At 56.9% G+C, this 16,806-nt stretch carries 16 protein-coding genes; 2 read left to right on the forward strand and 14 right to left on the reverse strand.

What is annotated here, in order from left to right:
- Positions 1 to 55: 55 nt before the first annotated feature.
- From ABI171_RS03840 to gshA, 9 genes are all read right to left on the reverse strand, one after another.
- On the reverse strand, positions 56 to 1,978 hold the full coding sequence (locus ABI171_RS03840) for a PrkA family serine protein kinase (RefSeq protein WP_348091284.1): 1,923 nt from the start codon (positions 1,976 to 1,978) through the stop codon (positions 56 to 58).
- 191 nt (positions 1,979 to 2,169) lie between these two features.
- Positions 2,170 to 3,405, reverse strand: a complete 1,236-nt coding sequence (locus tag ABI171_RS03845) for an AmpG family muropeptide MFS transporter (RefSeq protein WP_348091285.1) — start codon at positions 3,403 to 3,405, stop codon at positions 2,170 to 2,172.
- 166 nt (positions 3,406 to 3,571) lie between these two features.
- On the reverse strand, positions 3,572 to 4,174 hold the full coding sequence (metW, locus tag ABI171_RS03850) for a methionine biosynthesis protein MetW (RefSeq protein WP_348091286.1): 603 nt from the start codon (positions 4,172 to 4,174) through the stop codon (positions 3,572 to 3,574).
- Positions 4,164 to 5,348 carry a homoserine O-acetyltransferase gene (locus ABI171_RS03855; protein ID WP_348091287.1) on the reverse strand — a complete coding sequence of 395 codons (1,185 nt, stop codon included), beginning with the start codon at positions 5,346 to 5,348 and terminating at the stop codon, positions 4,164 to 4,166. The genes metW and ABI171_RS03855 overlap by 11 nt, the downstream gene beginning before the upstream one ends.
- A 249-nt stretch (positions 5,349 to 5,597) precedes the next feature.
- The gene (gene ptsP / locus ABI171_RS03860) at positions 5,598 to 7,352 is read right to left on the reverse strand and encodes a phosphoenolpyruvate--protein phosphotransferase (protein ID WP_348091288.1); all 1,755 of its coding nucleotides are present in this window, start codon (positions 7,350 to 7,352) and stop codon (positions 5,598 to 5,600) included.
- Positions 7,353 to 7,417: 65 nt separating this feature from the next.
- Complete coding sequence (locus ABI171_RS03865; RefSeq protein ID WP_061945059.1) at positions 7,418 to 7,687, reverse strand: HPr family phosphocarrier protein; 270 nt, start codon at positions 7,685 to 7,687, stop codon at positions 7,418 to 7,420.
- 84 nt (positions 7,688 to 7,771) lie between these two features.
- Entirely contained in the window at positions 7,772 to 8,176 is a 405-nt protein-coding gene (locus ABI171_RS03870; RefSeq protein ID WP_038493840.1) for a PTS fructose transporter subunit IIA, read from the reverse strand.
- 103 nt (positions 8,177 to 8,279) lie between these two features.
- On the reverse strand, positions 8,280 to 9,221 hold the full coding sequence (gene gshB / locus ABI171_RS03875) for a glutathione synthase (protein WP_348091289.1): 942 nt from the start codon (positions 9,219 to 9,221) through the stop codon (positions 8,280 to 8,282).
- 22 nt (positions 9,222 to 9,243) lie between these two features.
- Entirely contained in the window at positions 9,244 to 10,542 is a 1,299-nt protein-coding gene (gshA, locus tag ABI171_RS03880) for a glutamate--cysteine ligase (RefSeq protein ID WP_348091290.1), read from the reverse strand.
- A 424-nt stretch (positions 10,543 to 10,966) separates the two neighbouring features.
- On the opposite strand from gshA, the gene ABI171_RS03885 reads away from it, so the two are divergent.
- Positions 10,967 to 11,260: an antitoxin of toxin-antitoxin stability system gene (locus ABI171_RS03885; protein ID WP_348091291.1), complete on the forward strand. Its 294-nt coding sequence runs from the start codon at positions 10,967 to 10,969 to the stop codon at positions 11,258 to 11,260.
- Positions 11,257 to 11,541 (forward strand): type II toxin-antitoxin system RelE/ParE family toxin, encoded by a 285-nt coding sequence (locus tag ABI171_RS03890; protein WP_348091292.1) that lies wholly within the window; start codon positions 11,257 to 11,259, stop codon positions 11,539 to 11,541. The genes ABI171_RS03885 and ABI171_RS03890 overlap by 4 nt, the downstream gene beginning before the upstream one ends.
- A 44-nt stretch (positions 11,542 to 11,585) precedes the next feature.
- Here the strand turns inward: ABI171_RS03890 and ABI171_RS03895 are convergent, their stop codons facing one another.
- The 5 genes from ABI171_RS03895 to ABI171_RS03915 form a co-directional block, all read right to left on the reverse strand.
- Positions 11,586 to 12,134, reverse strand: coding sequence for a GNAT family N-acetyltransferase (locus tag ABI171_RS03895; protein ID WP_348091293.1), 549 nt, complete (start codon positions 12,132 to 12,134; stop codon positions 11,586 to 11,588).
- Positions 12,135 to 12,292: 158 nt separating this feature from the next.
- The gene (gene amt, locus ABI171_RS03900) at positions 12,293 to 13,774 is read right to left on the reverse strand and encodes an ammonium transporter (RefSeq protein WP_348091487.1); all 1,482 of its coding nucleotides are present in this window, start codon (positions 13,772 to 13,774) and stop codon (positions 12,293 to 12,295) included.
- 69 nt (positions 13,775 to 13,843) lie between these two features.
- Positions 13,844 to 14,182, reverse strand: coding sequence for a P-II family nitrogen regulator (locus ABI171_RS03905; RefSeq protein WP_038493850.1), 339 nt, complete (start codon positions 14,180 to 14,182; stop codon positions 13,844 to 13,846).
- 64 nt (positions 14,183 to 14,246) lie between these two features.
- Complete coding sequence (locus ABI171_RS03910) at positions 14,247 to 15,032, reverse strand: TorF family putative porin (RefSeq protein WP_348091294.1); 786 nt, start codon at positions 15,030 to 15,032, stop codon at positions 14,247 to 14,249.
- Positions 15,033 to 15,318: 286 nt separating this feature from the next.
- Entirely contained in the window at positions 15,319 to 16,779 is a 1,461-nt protein-coding gene (locus ABI171_RS03915; RefSeq protein WP_348091295.1) for a PLP-dependent aminotransferase family protein, read from the reverse strand.
- Positions 16,780 to 16,806 lie beyond the last annotated feature (27 nt).

Here is a 16,806-nt window from a genome sequence, read left to right on the forward strand (position 1 = left end):
GTCGGCTCTCCTAGTCGGACGGCATCCGGTGAGTCGTTGCCATCAAGGGCTCACCTTACGATGACTTGCGTACGCGCAGATACCATTCACACAGCAAGCGCACCTGTTTCGGCGTGTAACCTTTGCTGACCATGCGATTGACGAAATCTTCGTGCTTGCGCAACTCTTCGTTAGAACCCTTGGCATTGAATGAAATGACCGGCAGCAGATCCTCGGTGTTGGAGAACATTTTCTTCTCGATCACCACCCGCAGTTTCTCGTAGCTGGTCCAGAGCGGATTCTTGCCGGCGTTCGAAACCCGCGCCCGCAACACGAAATTCACGATTTCGTTACGGAAATCCTTCGGGTTGCTGATGCCGGCCGGCTTTTCAATTTTTTCCAATTCGCCGTTCAAGGCCGCCCGGTCGAAGCTCTCGCCGGTGTCGTGGTCGCGGAATTCCTGGTCCTGGATCCAGAAGTCGGCATAGGTGACATAGCGATCGAAGACGTTCTGGCCGTATTCCGAATACGATTCGAGATAGGCGGTCTGGATTTCCTTGCCGATGAATTCGGCGTAGCGCGTCGCCAGCGTATCCTTGACGTAGGACAGGTATTTTTGCTCAACCTCTTGCGGGAACTGCTCGCGCTCGATCTGCTGTTCCAGCACATACATCAGATGCACCGGATTGGCCGCCACTTCAGTCGAATCGAAGTTGAACACGCGCGACAGTATCTTGAACGCAAAACGGGTCGAGACACCGCTCATGCCCTCGTCGACGCCGGCATAGTCGCGATATTCCTGGAACGACTTGGCTTTTGGATCGCTATCTTTCAGGTTATCGCCGTCATAGACCTGCATTTTCGAGAAAATGCTGGAATTTTCAGGTTCGCCCAAGCGCGTCAGTATCGAGAATTGCGCCATCATTTTCAGCGTACCCGGGGCGCAGATCGCTTTCCCCAGCGAAGAAGTGCGGATCAGTTTTTCGTAGATCTTGATTTCTTCGGAAACCCGCAGGCAATACGGCACCTTGACGATGTAGATACGATCGAGCAAAGCTTCGTTGTTCTTATTGTTGCGGAAAGCCTTCCATTCCGACTCGTTGGAGTGGGCCAGGATGATGCCGTCGAACGGAATCGCGCCGAAACCCTCGGTGCCTTTGAAATTGCCTTCCTGGGTCGCCGTCAGCAAAGGATGCAGCACCTTGATCGGCGCCTTGAACATTTCGACGAATTCCAGCAGGCCCTGGTTGGAGAGGCACAGGCCGCCGGAATAGCTGTAGGCGTCGGCGTCGTCCTGGGAATATTGCTCCAGCTTGCGGATATCGACCTTGCCGACCAGCGTAGAAATGTCTTGATTGTTTTCATCACCCGGCTCGGTCTTGGAAATGGCGATTTGCCGCAAGATCGAGGGATAGCGCTTCACGACGCGGAATTTACGGATATCGCCGTTGAACTCATGCAGCCGCTTGACAGCCCACGGACTCAAAATGGATTTCAGGTAACGGCGTGGAATGCCGTGCTGTTCTTCCAGAATGCCGCCGTCTTCGTCGTAATCGAACAAGCCGAGTGGCGACTCGTTGACCGGCGATCCCTTGAGAGAGTAAAACGGGATGTGTTCCATCAGTTGCTTGAGGCGCTCGGCGATGGACGACTTGCCGCCGCCGACCGGACCCAGCAGATACAGAATCTGCTTGCGTTCCTCGAGTCCTTGCGCAGCGTGCCGGAAATAAGCGACCACTTGCTCGATCACCTCCTCCGCGCCGTAGAATTCCTTGAACGCCGGATAAACCTTGAGCACCTTGTTGGCGAAGATGCGCGATAAAGTCGGATCGTGACGCGTATCGACCTGTTGCGCTTCGCCTATCGCCATCAGCATGCGTTCACCAGCTGTTGCATAACAGCTGGGATCAGTCTTACAAAGCGCAAGATATTCTTCTAGGGAAAACTCTTCTTCTCTGGTTTTGTCGAACCGACTCGCAAAGCTGCTGTAGATATCCATATCACCCCCGCATCAACGATGTTGCGAAAACAAATTGAAGATTACTTCTACCGGATTGGACCTCTTCAGCTACTCGCAGTTCCTTGATATGGCCACTGTCGTTTTCGACACAGTCCAGAAGAGGATTACACGATTTGATTCTAAACCTTTTTCTAAGATGCAACAGGAAATTATATATTTCTAACCAAGTGCTATTTTTGATTCCACGGCGCTACTTTAAACAGAATCAGCATGCCTGGCAAAGCCAGTGCGAAACATAAAATGAAAAAATTGAACCAGCCTGTTACATCAACGATGTACCCCACCGAAGAGTTGACAAAGGTGCGCGGCACCGCAGCAAGACTGGTGAACAAGGCATATTGCGTTGCGGTGTAGCGTGGGTCGGTGGTGCGCGCAATATAGGCCACAAAAGCGGCCGTGCCGAGGCCGACGCCAAATGCCTCGCCGCCAATGACGATCGCCAGCACAAACGGATCCGGACCGGCCTGCGCCAGCCAGGCGAAGCCGAGGATGGTCACCGCCTGCACCACGCCAAAAATCCACAAGGCGCGATTGATGCCGATCTGGACCATCCAGATGCCGCCGATCAGGCCGCCGACCAGGCTGGCCCACAAGCTGGTGGTTTTGGAAATCACGCCGATCTGGGTCAACGTAAACCCCAGATCGATATAAAAACGGGTCGCCAAAGCGGTCGCCATGCTGTCGCCCAGCTTGTACAGGAAAATGAAGCCAAGGATCCACAACGCGCTGCGCCAGCCATCCCGGGCGATGAATTCTTGAAACGGCAGCAATACCGCTTCGCGCAGATTCTTCGGCGGCCCACCGTACACTGCCGGCTCCTTGATCAGCAAGGTACAGATCAGCCCCGGTAGCATGAAGCCGGCGGTGATCCAGAACACCGCCTGCCAGCTCATGTGATCGGCCAGAAACAGCGACAAAGCGCCTGGCACCATGCCGGCGACTTTGTAAGCATTGACATTGATCGCCGCGCCCAACCCCTGCTCGCTGTCCGGCAGGATTTCGCGCCGGTAGGCATCGATCACGATATCCTGGCTAGCCGATAAAAACGCCACCAGCGACGCCATCAAGGCGATCGTCGCCACCTGCGTGTGCGGGTCGAGCATGCCCATGCCGCCGATGGCGACGAACAAACTGGCCTGGGTCAGCAGCATCCAGCTGCGCCTGCGACCCAGCTTGCCAAAGTGGAAGCGGTCCATCAAGGGCGACCACAGGAATTTCCAGGTGTAGGGAAACATCACCAGCGCGAACAAACCCAGCGATTTCACATTGAGACCGGATTTGCTCAGCCAGGCTTGCAACAAACTGAGCAGGATGAACAGCGGTAAGCCGGAACTGAAGCCAAGGAAAGCGCAAATCAGCATGCGCCGATTGAGATAATGATGCCAGGGATTTGAAGCTGAGGTCATAGATGCGACAGGAAATTTTGATATGGGAACAATCTCGAATGAGTCTCAACGTCATTCCCGCGCACGCTGGAATCCATTTTAGTTGCCGCGTTGTGCCGCAATTTGGATCCCCGCGTGCGCGGGGATGACGGCGTTTGTTTAGGAGATCTTCCTTGATTTTACGGTTTTACTTCTTGCGGAAACGGAATACCGCAAGACTACCACGCCAGTTGGGCAACACCGATATCGGCTGGCCGTCGTGCAAGGCTACGCATTCGAGCACTTCCAGGCCGACTTCGTTCGCCAGTTTTTCAAAATCCTTGATGGTGGCGCAGCGCAGATTGGGCGTGTCATACCATTCATACGGCAGCGATTTAGAGACCGGCATGCGGCCGCGCAGCAACGCTACCCGGTGCGGCCAGTAGGCAAAATTAGGAAAAGAGACGATCGCTTCGCGGCCAACGCGGGCAATATCGCGCAACACGCCCTCGACATTCTTCATCATTTGCAGCGCCGACAGGCACAGCACGGTATCGAAGGCGTTGTCGGCAAACAGGTTCAAGCCGGCTTCCATATCCTGCTGGATCACCGAAACGCCGCGCGCCACGCAGACCGGGATCTTGGCGTCGTCGATCTCGACGCCGTAACCGGCGCATTGCTTGTCGGATTGCAGATAGTCCAGCATGACGCCGTCGCCGCAACCAAGGTCGAGCACTTGCGACTCGCCACGCACCCAATGCGCGATAAAGGCCAGGTCGGGGCGCAAACTGCTTAATTGATCAAAGTTCATGGACGGCTCCTGCCACTTCTGTCGCTGCATGCGATATGGCGGTCTTCAGCTGGCTGATTTCCTGCCAGATGCGGTTGTAATATTCGCCCACCACGCTCATGTAGCGCGGATCGTCCAGCAAAAAGGCGTCGTGGCCGTGCGGTGCGTCGATCTCGGCGTAGCTGACACGGCGCTTGTTGTTGACCAGCGCCTGGACGATTTCGCGGCTGCGTTCCGGCGAAAACCGCCAGTCGGTCATGAACGACACCAGCAGGAATTGCGCCTGGGTCTTGCTCAGCGCGCGGGTCAGGTCGCCGCCGAATTCCTTGGCCGGATCAAAATAATCGAGCGCCTTGGTGATCAGCAGATAGGTGTTGGCGTCGAAATATTCAGAGAATTTATCGCCCTGGTAACGCAGATACGATTCGATTTCAAAATCGATCCCGAAGCCGAACTGGTAAGTGCCCGAACGCAGGTCGCGGCCGAATTTCTCGGCCATGTCGTCATCCGACAGATAAGTGATGTGACCGACCATGCGCGCCACCCGCAAACCGTTCTTCGGCACCACGCCATGCGCGTAATAATCGCCGCCATGGAAGCCCGGATCGGTCAGGATCGCCTGCCGCGCCACATCGTTGAAGGCGATATTTTGCGCCGACAGCTTGGGTGTCGAGGCGATCACCACGCAATGGCGCAGGCGGGAGGGGTACAACAAGCTCCAGGCCAGCGCCTGCATGCCGCCCAGCGAACCACCCATCACAGCAGCAAACTGCACGATGCCCAGCGCATCGGCCAAGCGCGCCTGGGCTTGCACCCAGTCTTCCACCGTCACTACCGGAAATTCAGCGCCGTAAGGCTTGCCGGTGACGGCGTTGATATGCATCGGGCCGGTGGAACCGAAACAGGAGCCCAGGTTATTCACGCCGATGACGAAGAATTTATTGGTATCGAGCGCCTTGCCGGGGCCCACCATGTTGTCCCACCAGCCGACATTCTTTTCATCATCCTGATACACGCCGGCGACATGGTGCGAAGCGTTCAGCGCGTGACAGACCAGCACCGCGTTCGATTTATCGGCATTGAGAGCGCCATACGTTTCATATACCAGCGTGTAATCCGCCAGCAGCGCGCCGCTTTGCAACTGCAGCGGCGTCGCGAAATGCATGGACTGCGGGGCAACTATTCCTTGGGACATGGCTCGTCTGGTTTTCTGTAGAAATAAAAAAAGCCCGAGAGCTTTCGCTAATCGGGCTAAATTCTGGGCTTGTACTTCAAGCTCGCTTTAGCCGTATTTATTTAGCATCGCCCGGTCCGGAAACCAGGTGATGCCGCGCGCCCGCAAGCTGAGGTGTGAAACCATTCAAATCGGCGCGATAGGACAAGAATAACCAAAGCGGGGCCTGGCGTCAAACTATGATGATGTTGTTGTCACTCCCTTAAACCATCAAGCCATCATGCGCATCTGGCTGACTGCCGTGGCAATTGCACTCGGTTCCGTGTTGCGCAGGATTTTCTTGGTTTGCGGCATCAGGCCATCAAGGTCGCTATTCAAGACTTCCTGCTTCACCGCCAGTAATTGCGCCGGATGCATGGAAAACTCCAGCAAACCCATGCCTAGCAACAGGCGCGTGAATTTGACGTCGCCGGCCATTTCGCCGCAGACCGAGACTGGAATCCCGGCCTTGCGGCCAAGCGCTATCACGGTTGACAACAAAAACAGGACGGCCGGATGCAGCGGATTGTACAGATGCGCCACTTCGTGATCGACGCGATCGATCGCCAGCGTGTACTGGATCAGGTCGTTGGTGCCGATTGACAAAAAATCCATGCGTTTGATGAACATCGGCAAGGCCAAGGCCGCGGCCGGGATCTCGATCATGGCGCCGATCTTGATCGCTTCGTCAAACTTGACGCCGGCGTCGCGCAGTTGCTGCTTGGCCTGTTCGATCATGGCCAGGGTCTGGTCGATTTCAAAGGCGTGCGCCAGCATCGGAATCAGCAATTTGACCTGGCCAAAGGCGGAAGCGCGCAAAATCGCCCGCAATTGGGTCAGGAACAGTTGCGGTTCAGCCAGGCAGTAGCGAATCGCCCGCAAACCCAGCGCCGGATTGAGCGCAGTCTGTTCGTCGTTGTTGAGCGGCTTGTCGGCGCCGACATCCAGCGTGCGAATCGTCACCGGCCGGCCTTTCATCGCCACCACTGCTTGCCGATAGGATTCAAACTGCTCGTCCTCGGTCGGCAGTTCATGCTGGCTGCCGATACGGCCCATGAACAGGAATTCCGAGCGGAACAGTCCTACGCCGTTGGCGCCGGATTCCATCGCAGCCGCACAGTCGCTGGGCAACTCGATATTCGCTAGCAAGGTGATTTCCGTGCCATCCAGCGTCACTGCGCGGGTTTTCTTGATCTTGCCGAGTTTCCGGCGTGAGCGCAGCAGATGCGCCTGGCGCTCACGGTATTGCTTGAGTATGACGGTGGCCGGATCGACGATCACCACGCCGGCGTCGCCGTCGATGATGATCCAGTCGTCCTGCTTGATCAGGCGCGAGGCATTGTTCATGCCGACTGCGGCTGGAATATCGAGGCTGCGGGCGACGATCGCGGTATGCGAGTTCTGACCGCCGAGATCGGTGACGAAGCCGGCGAAGGCGCGGTCGCGGAACTGCAGCATGTCGGCCGGCGAGATGTCGTAGGCGACCACCACGATGTTGGCGAATGAAGCGCCGTCGCTATCGACTTCCGGCAAGCGGGTGGAGGTGCCGGTCAAGATTTTCAGCAAACGCTCGCCGACCTGCAGCACGTCCATTTTGCGTTCGCGCAGATAGGGATCTTCGATTTCATCGAACTGGGTCGACAGCTCGTCGATCTGGGTCACCAGCGCCCATTCGGCATTGTACTGGCGGTTGCGGACGATATCGAGCGACATCTCGGCCAGCATCGGATCGGACAGGATCAGCAAGTGGACATCGACAAAAGCACCCAGTTCGGGCGGTGACTCTTTCGGCAGATCGTTGCGGATGGTTTGCAGTTCGCTGCGCACGGTGGTGACCGCATTCTGCAGGCGCTGCACCTCGGCTTCGATTTCGGTTTCGCCGATCAGATAATGTTTGACGTCCATGGCGGCCGGCGCCAGCAAGTGCGCGCGGCCGATCGCGATGCCACGCGAAACCGGAATGCCATGTAGGGTAAAGGATGCCATCTGGTCACCGCTGAAAAAAGATATTTAACTGTAAATGCGGAACCGGGTCAGCTTGCAGGGAAGTGTTACTCCCCTTCGCCAAACTTATCCTGAATTAACTGGTTTAAGGCATCGAAGCAGGCTTTTTCATCCTCGCCGTCAGCTTCCAGCAAGATCGTGCTTCCCTTGCCGGCCGCCAGCATCATCACGCCCATGATCGACTTGGCGTTGACGCGGCGTTTGTTACGGGTCATCCAGACTTCACATTTGAACTTGCTGGCCAGTTGAGTGAATTTGGCTGATGCACGGGCATGCAGTCCAAGCTTGTTGATAATTTCGATTTCTTGTTGAATCATTTTGTCTTTTAATAATGTTAACTATCTTAACCATCAGCTATAACTGCGCTTGAATTTGATCTGCCTGATGTTTGTTATTTGTTGTCAATGCGATACGCGAACCCGGTTATCGACCCTGACTGCGCCACCCTGGCCGCCGGCCAGCGCCATTTCGGTCACCACGTCCAGCGTATCGTTGCGATAAGTCAGCGCGCGCAGCAACATCGGCAAGCTGATGCCGGCAATTACCTGGGTCTGGGCGCCGCTGCAGAATGGCAGCGTGCAATTGGATGGCGTGCCGCCCATGACGTCGGTAATTACCAGCACGCCGGAGCCGTCGTCAAGACGCGCCGCAGCCTGCTTGGCCAGTTTTTGCACTTCCGCTGGATTCTGGTCAGCGATAACGTCAATCGCTTCAAGCCGTTCCGGCGTATGGCGAAACACGTGAGAGGCGGCTGCGATGAATGCCTGGCCCAAGGGGGCGTGGGTTAAAAGAAGAATGCCAATCATAGTTTCACTCAAATCCGCAGAGCGGATGGTTCCCGGTTTACAACGGTTTTACAACAATACGCATCGTGTCCGGCCAGAAGCCGGTCACGATAGAAAAATTTCCTTAAGACAACGCTGCTTCCAACGCATCAATGAACATTGCCGCAACGTCAAAACCCGCTTGCTGCTTAATTTCCTGAAAGCAAGTTGGGCTGGTGACATTCACCTCGGTCAAATAATCGCCGATCACATCTAATCCTACCAGTAACAAGCCACGCTGTGACAACACCGGACCAAGTGCTTCGCCGATTTCGCGGTCGCGCGCTGTCAGCGGCTGGGCCACGCCGATGCCGCCGGCCGCCAGATTGCCGCGCACTTCGCTGCCCTGCGGAATCCGCGCCAGAGAAAACGGCACCACTTTACCGCCAATCACCAGCACCCGTTTGTCGCCGGCCACGATCTCAGGGATGAAGCGCTGGATCATGATGGTGCGGTTGCCGTTATCGGTCAGGGTTTCAATGATGGAACCGAGGTTCAAGCCATCCTGGCGCACCCGGAAAATCCCGGCGCCGCCCATGCCGTCTAGCGGCTTCAGAATCACGTCCTGATGTTCTTCATGGAAGGCGCGCAGGCGTGCGGCATCACGCGTCACCAAGGTCGGCGAGGTGTATTTTGCGAATTGCGCTATCGCCAGTTTCTCGTTGTGATCGCGGATCGCCTGCGGCTTGTTGAATACGCGCGCGCCTTGGGTTTCCGCCAGTTCCAGCAAATACGTGGTGTAGATGTACTCCATGTCGAAAGGCGGATCCTTGCGCAACAGGATCGCATCGAACTCGGACAAGAACATGGCCGCCGGCGCACTGGCGCGGTACCAGTCCTTGTCGTCGCCGGTCAAAGTCACCTTGACGACATTGGCGGTCACGATTCCGCTTTCCAGCGCCATGTCTTTTTGCTCGAACGCATACAGCGTATGGCCGCGTTTGACGGCTTCGACCATCATGGCGTAAGTCGAATCCTTATACGTCTTGAAAGTGTTAAGCGGATCGGCAAGGAAAGCGATTTTCATTTTTTATCCCGTAGTAGCAAAATTAATATTCTTCCGGATTCGGATCGGTCTTTTCCATTTCCAGCGACGCCGCCAGCAAGCCGAGACGCGCCACCACGCCATACATATAGAAACGGTTCGGCGCGGTCGTACCAGGCTTGGCCAACATATCCGGCAACGCGTGCTGCTGCGCAAATGCCAGAGGCACGAAATGGGCGCCCGGCGCATTCAGGTTTTCATTGATGCCGCGCTCGGCGTGTACCCGGTAGAAACCGCCGACCACGTAGCGGTCGATCATGTACACCACCGGCTCCGCTACCGCATCGTTGATATGCTCGAAAGTATGCACGCCTTCCTGGATGATCAGGTCGTGAATCTCGCCGCCGTCCTTGCCGAGAGACAGTTTTTCGCGTTGCTTGCGGCTCAGTTCCTTGATCTGGTTGACGTCGGTCACGCTCATCACGCCCATGCCGTCGGTACCGGCATCGGCCTTGACGATCACGAACGGCTTTTCGGTGATCCCGTATTCCTTGTATTTCTTGCGGATTTTCGCCAGCAGCGAACTGACGCTCGCCGCCAGTTTGTCGTCGCCGTCGGTGGCCTGGAAATCAACCTGGTCGACCTTGGCGAAAAACGGATTCAGCATCCACGGGTCGACATCGACCAGCTTGGCGAATTTCTTGACGACTTCATCGTAGGCGGTGAAATGATGGCTCTTGCGGCGCACGGTCCAGCCGGCATGCAGCGGCGGTAAGACATTCTGTTCATTGAGGTTTTCCAGGATGGACGGCGTGCCGGACGACAAATCGTTGTTCAATAAAATCGTGCAAGGATCGAAATTCTTCAGCCCGAGGCGGCGGCCATTGGCGGAACGCTCGAGCGGCTCCAGCGTGATGGTGCTGCCGTCCGGCAGTTCAATCGTTTGCGGCTCCTTCATGCTTTCGTCAAGCGAACCGAGCCGTACATGCAAACCCGTCTGGCGGAAAACCTGCATCAGCCGCGCCACATTTTGCAGATAGAAGGTGTTGCGCGTGTTCAGCTCCGGCAGCAGCAGCAAATTCTTTGCGTCCGGACAGTATTTTTCGATGGCCGCCATCGCTGCCTGTATCGCCAGCGGCAACATTTCAGGGGACAGATTGCTGAAGCCGCCGGGAAACAGGTTGGTGTCCACGGGAGCCAGCTTGAAACCCGAATTGCGCAGGTCAACCGAGCAATAGAACGGCGGCGTGTGCTCTTGCCATTCCATCCGGAACCAGCGCTCGATAGCCGGGGTAGCTGCGAGAATTTTCTTTTCTAGATCGAGCAATGGGCCATTCAGGGCCGTGACAAGGTGCGGAACCATATAAAACTTTCTTTTGGGAACTATGTAGCGTGAGATGCGTTGCTGCCAGCCAAAGAAGCGTATTTCAGGACTTCCGCGACAAGCGAGAGACGCCGATTCTAACGGGAAATGCATTATTTCGCCGGTCACTCGCCGCGATGTTGCGTAAACGGCGCCATGGCTGACAGGCAAGACCAATCAGCCCACTTTACATCGGGTCGTTGGCGGATTTTTAAAGCCCCGGACATAACAAAAAGCGCTATGAAATACCTTCTCATTACGCTGTGCTTTTATATAACGAGAATTGCCTTATATGCAATTTTATATTTGTATGTCATTTTATCTGCACCGCGCCTTGTGCAAGGAAACAGTATTTTTCCGGGCGTGCCTGTAGCCAAAGTAATGATAAGGTATACACCTTCTCAGTACTTTGTATGGATTTTATATGACTAAAGAGGCGGTTTTCACCATGAAAATGGAATCCGAGCTACGTGACAAATTCATGGCCGAAGCAGAAGCAGCGCACCGGCCGGCGTCACAGATCGTGCGTGAGTTGATGCGCGAGTTCGTGCAGCGCCAGACCGAAGCCAGGGACTACGACGCCTTCTTGCTGCGGAAGGTCGAGGCTGCCCGAAACGATGTGCAGACCGGGCACAGTCAGTCCAATGACAAGGTCGAAGCAAAATTTGCCCAACGCCGGGCCAAGCTGCTGGGTAAGCCGGGTGAGACCAAAGTGTGATTGTCCACTGGGCTTCTGAAGCAGAGCAAGACCGCAGCGATATTCTGGACTACATCGCGGAACAGGATATCCAGGCGAAGATAAGAATGGACGAACTGTTCAGTGCGACTGCCCTTAACTTGGCGCAATTTCCGTTTTCGGGAAAGGCCGGGAGCATTCCAGGGACCCGCGAATTGATCCCGCACGAGAGCTATCGTTTGTTGTATGAGATTGCGGCTGAAAGCGTATGGATCCTAGCCTTGGTGCATACGGCCCAATTGTGGCCGCCGGCTCGACGCTAAATCAACGGCGCGCATAGGCCGGTCATCCTAAGTCCGACAGACTCCTAAATTTGCTTGTACATGAAACTGGTGTCGCTCAGCTTGCCCGTCGTCGAGCGCGCGTAATCAGGAATGATCCCTGCCCGTTCAAAGCCGATGGAATGATACAAAGACTCGGCAGCGTCGCCGGTGCGGGTATCAAGAATCAGCAGCGAGCGTCCATCGGCGCGGGCGATCGCCTCGGCGCGTTGCATCAGTATGCGCGCCACGCCTTTGCGCCTGACATCAGGGTGCACCAGCAGCTTGGAGATCTCGGCACGATGATGGCCATTGGCCGGCGTCGCCAGCACGATCTGGACTGTACCGACGACTTGCCCGGCAAAACGCGCGACCAACAGGCGTCGGCCGCCGCTTACCAATGAACCGCTGACGCCGTACCAGAAGGAAAATGCATCTTCCGCAGCCGGCGTTTCCAGGAAGCCGATGCTGGCGCCCTGCGCCACACAGGCCATCAGGATCTCGGTGAGCGGGCCCACCACCTGCTCGAACTGGTCGGCCCTGACGTCTTCCACCGTACAGGTAGTCAAGCGTTGCGGGGTGATGGTCGGATCCACGATAAATCTCCAGAAACGGCTGCATGAAAATGGGGAAAACCGAAAACAAAAAATCCCAGGTGATGGCTATCGACCCGGGATTACGTAAAACGTCGATCAAGCCGCCGGATAGCCGTGCTTCCTGCTATCCGGCGGGCTCAAGCCAGGTTTAATCGGGCTTAGTCGTGATATGCAGATTCGCCATGGCTGGAGATATCCAGGCCTTCGCGCTCTTCTTCTTCGGTCACGCGCAAGCCCATGACGATGTCGACCAGCTTGAATGCAATCAGCGATACCACGCCGGACCAGACCAAGGTGGTCATCACGCCTTCGAACTGAATCCACAGCTGACCTGGAATCGAATAGTCTGGCAAAACCGCATTGGTTACATAGTCATAAATACCTGTGCCGCCGAGGCTAGGCGCTGCAAACACGCCCGTCAGCAACGCTCCCATGATACCGCCGACGCCATGCACGCCGAACACGTCCAGCGCATCGTCCGCACCCAGCAAACGCTTCAGGCCGGTGACACCCCAAAGGCAGACAAAGCCGGCCAGCAGACCCATGACCAAGGCGCCCATCGGGCCGACAAAACCAGCTGCAGGGGTGATCGCCACCAGGCCTGCGACAGCACCGGAAGCACCGCCCAGCATGGAAGGTTTGCCCTTGCCGATCCATTCACCGGCACTCCAGCTCAGCACCGCAGCGGCGGTAGCCAGCAGTGTGTTGATAAAGGCCAGCGCAGCGCTGCCGTTGGCTTCCAGAGCGGAACCGGCATTGAAACCAAACCAGCCGAACCACAGCAGCGAGGCGCCAACCATAGTCAATGTCAGGCTATGCGGCTTGAATGCTTCCTTGCCGAAACCGACACGCTTGCCGATGACATAGGAACCAACCAGGCCGGCGATAGCGGCGTTGATATGCACCACGGTGCCGCCGGCGAAATCCAGCGCGCCTTTTTGGAAAAGCCAGCCACCGGTCGCGGTCAGTTTTTCTGACGAAGCTGCATCGATAAATCCATCCGGACCAGGCCAGTACCAGACCATATGCGCCATCGGCAGGTAAGCGAAAGTGAACCACAGCACGGTGAATACCAGGATCGCCGAGAACTTGGCGCGTTCGGCAAACGCGCCGATGATCAGGGCACAGGTAATCGCAGCAAACGCGCCCTGGAACACCACATACGCAAACTCAGGCACAACCACACCCTTGCTGAAGGTGGCGGCCACTGAATCAGGCGTCATGCCGTGCAAGAACAGGCGGCTGAAGCCCCCGAAGAACGAATTACCCTCTGTGAACGCGAGGCTGTAACCGTAGAGTATCCACAGCACGATGATCAGCGAGAACACGGTGAAACATTGCATCAGCACCGACAGCATGTTTTTGCTGCGCACAAGGCCGCCGTAGAACAAACCCAGGCCAGGCAACGTCATCAGGATCACGAACGCGGTACAAACCAGCAACCAGGCGGTGTCGCCCTTGTTGGGCACAGGTGCTGCCGGTGCCGCTGCGGCAGGCGCCGCTGCAGCGGTCGTGGCCGGAGCGGGCGCTGCGACAACTGCCGCCGGTGCGGCAGGAGCCGCTACGCTGGCCGACGTCACACTTGCCGCAGCCGGCACCGCCGTAGCGGAGGCCTCGTCCGCCGCCGATGCCGGCAGCATGGAAGTCGCCGCGATCAGCGCACAAGACGCCAAAATCGTTGCAAATATTCTGTTCATATTTTTATCCCCTTAGATTGCGTCTTTGCCGGTTTCACCGGTACGAATACGAATAACTTCCTGCAGATCAAATACAAAAATCTTGCCGTCGCCGATCTTACCGGTACGGGCGGCGGTTTCAATCGCTTCTACCGCTTGTTCCAGAATGCTGTCGTCCACTGCAGCTTCGATTTTTGTCTTCGGCAAAAAGTCGACCACGTATTCCGCACCGCGGTACAGTTCGGTGTGACCCTTTTGGCGACCAAAGCCTTTGACTTCAGTCACGGTGATACCTTGCACGCCAATCGCCGAAAGCGCTTCGCGCACCTCGTCGAGCTTAAATGGTTTGATGATCGCTGTAATCAGTTTCATGTCGGCCTCGTTGTTTTGTTGGACGGACAGGCGAAACGCCTGCCGCCATTGCTGTTTGATGTCGTTAGAAAGTCTTCGCTACAGAAAACACCACGCCGTTGCGTCCCAGGTTCTTGCCGCTCGGGCTGACATAAGCACCGTCCTTGGCATCCGTGCCGACATAAGCCAGGCCCAGCGTGATGCCGGCGAGCTGGTCGAAGGTCTTGGTGACGCCGACCTTCCAGTCGGTGTAGCTGGCAAAGCTGGTGTGTTCCACTGTCTGATGGCCAAGATGCAGCCCCAGCGTGATGCCGGCGCCGACATCAAAATTGGCGCCGGCATCGTAATAAGCGCTGTTCTTGCTGTCGATGGTGCCGAACAGGTTGGTCATCGCATGCGAATATTTGAAGTAAGCCGGGCCGTAGCCGAGCTGACCGTACAGTTCGAAAGTATTGGCGTTGCGGCCGATCTGGCTGTAGTTGTTCGTCGGGTAGTAGTAATAAAGGCCGCCGACGTCATAGGTAAAGCCGCCGGGCAGATCGCCTCGCTTGCCGCCGTAGATATCCCATTCGACAGGTCCCTTGCCGCCAGTGCCGGTATTCGCGCTGTCGACCGCATCTTTGATCCATTTGATGTTGGAGAGCCAGGTGCCGGCATACAGCCCGGTCGGATTATTGGTGTAGTCGGCGCCGCCCTGTACTGCCGGATCGAAACGCGTTTGCGAAATGCCGCGGAAGCGGTAGTCGTTGACTGCGCCAATGTTGTAACTGACTTCATTGTCCGGCTTGGCATCCTCGGCATGCGCGAGACCTGCGGTAAGACTTGCTGTGACGCTTGCTGCTATTGCTGCGGCTAAAATCAGCTTTTTCATGAAAGTCCCTGTTGGTATGTTGAATGAAAAACCGATAAATCATTACTCTTCAGGCTTTCCATAGCAGAACCCATGCCAACTGGTGCGGCGCTTCCTTTTCCCCGGCCGATACCACTTATGGGGCGATTTAATTGCCGTTTTTTAGTGACTGTTAATTTCGAGACGTTCTTGCATAGAAATATTGCGCAGTGCAACGCACCAAAACGAAACAGATATCTGACAATGCATTATTTTGGTGCGAATTTAATTTCCATCGACTACATGACAGCTTGTAGTTCGCTACAAATCACGCCCAGGCTTGTTGCAGCAATAGCAATGCCTTGCGAATTGCGACCTCATCTACGCCGGCAAAACCCAGCGCCAGACCGGCGCGGTGTTGCGGGCTTACCGGTTGGCCAGGGAGGCAAAACCGGCTCAACGGATTGATTTCAACGCCGGCGGCGATGGCCTTGGCCACCAGCTCCGTCTCTTGCTGCGGGCTGGCCAATGGCAGGCTCAGATGCAAGCCGGCCGCCACCTTGGGCAGCGGCAGCCGCGCGCCGAACAGCGGCATCCAGGTCGCCATCAAGGCATCGCGCCGTGAACGGCTGGCGCGCCGCATGCGGCGGATATGACGCTGGAAATGGCCGGCGGCGATGAATTCGGCCATCACCGCCTGATCTGCGGCTGGTGGATGGCGATCGCCCATGGCGCGCAGCGCGCTGAGCGCCGGCACCAGCTTGGGCGGTAAGACCAGGTAACCGAGGCGCAGGCCGGGAAAGGCGATCTTTGAAAAGGTGCCGACGTAAAGCACGCGGGCGCTGTGATCAAGCGCCGCCAACGGCGCCAGCGGCGTGCCGTCATAGCGGTATTCGCCGTCATAGTCGTCTTCGATAATCCAGCTGTCGTGGCGCTCGGCCCAGGCCAGCAATTCGAGCCGGCGCGCCAGCGACAGCGTGACCCCGACCGGATACTGGTGCGATGGCGTGACATACGCCATGCGGCAGTCAGTGTGTTGCGCCAGTTGCCCGGTATCCATGCCATCATGGTCCAACGCGATGCCCACTAGCTGGGCGCCGGCCACCGTCAATGCCGCAGCAGCCGATGGATAACAGGGATTTTCTATCGCCACCTTGTCGCCGACATCGAGCAATAGCTGTGCGCACATGGCGATGCCATGCTGGGCGCCAGCGGTAATCATGATTTGCGACGGCTCGCAGACCAGTCCCCGCGCCTGGCGCAAATAGGCTGCGATCAACTCTCGCAGGCGGAGATTGCCGGCAGCCTCGCCATAGCCCATTTGCGCCAACGGCGCGTGACGCCAGAAATTACCTTGCAGGCGCGCCCAGATGGCGCTGGGGAACAGATCGTAGGCCGGAACGCCAAGGCGGAACGCGCGCGCCGGACCGTCAAAGCGACGCTGGCGCACGCCATATCCGCTAAGACGTTGCTGCATGGATGACTGCTGCGTTGCCGGCTCGGCTGCGGCTGTTGCGGCAAGATCAGGAGTGGCTGCGGTCGCCAGGCCGCCGGCATAAGTGCCGTCGCCGACCCTGCTGCTGATATAGCCTTCTGCATACAGTTGCTCGTAAGCGCGCACTACGGTATTGCGCGATAGGTTCAGCGCCAGCGCCAAGTTGCGCGAGGTGGGCAGCTTGATGCGATAGGTATCCGGCGTCGCCAGGATGCGCTGGCGCAAGGCCAGGCAAAGCTGCTTGGCCAGGCCCTTGCCGCCCTCCAGCACAATCCCGGCGGGATCCAGATGCATCGACAGCGCAGGCGGCACCGGCATCAC

Source organism: Collimonas sp., from assembly GCF_039923675.1.
GTDB lineage: Bacteria > Pseudomonadota > Gammaproteobacteria > Burkholderiales > Burkholderiaceae_D > Collimonas.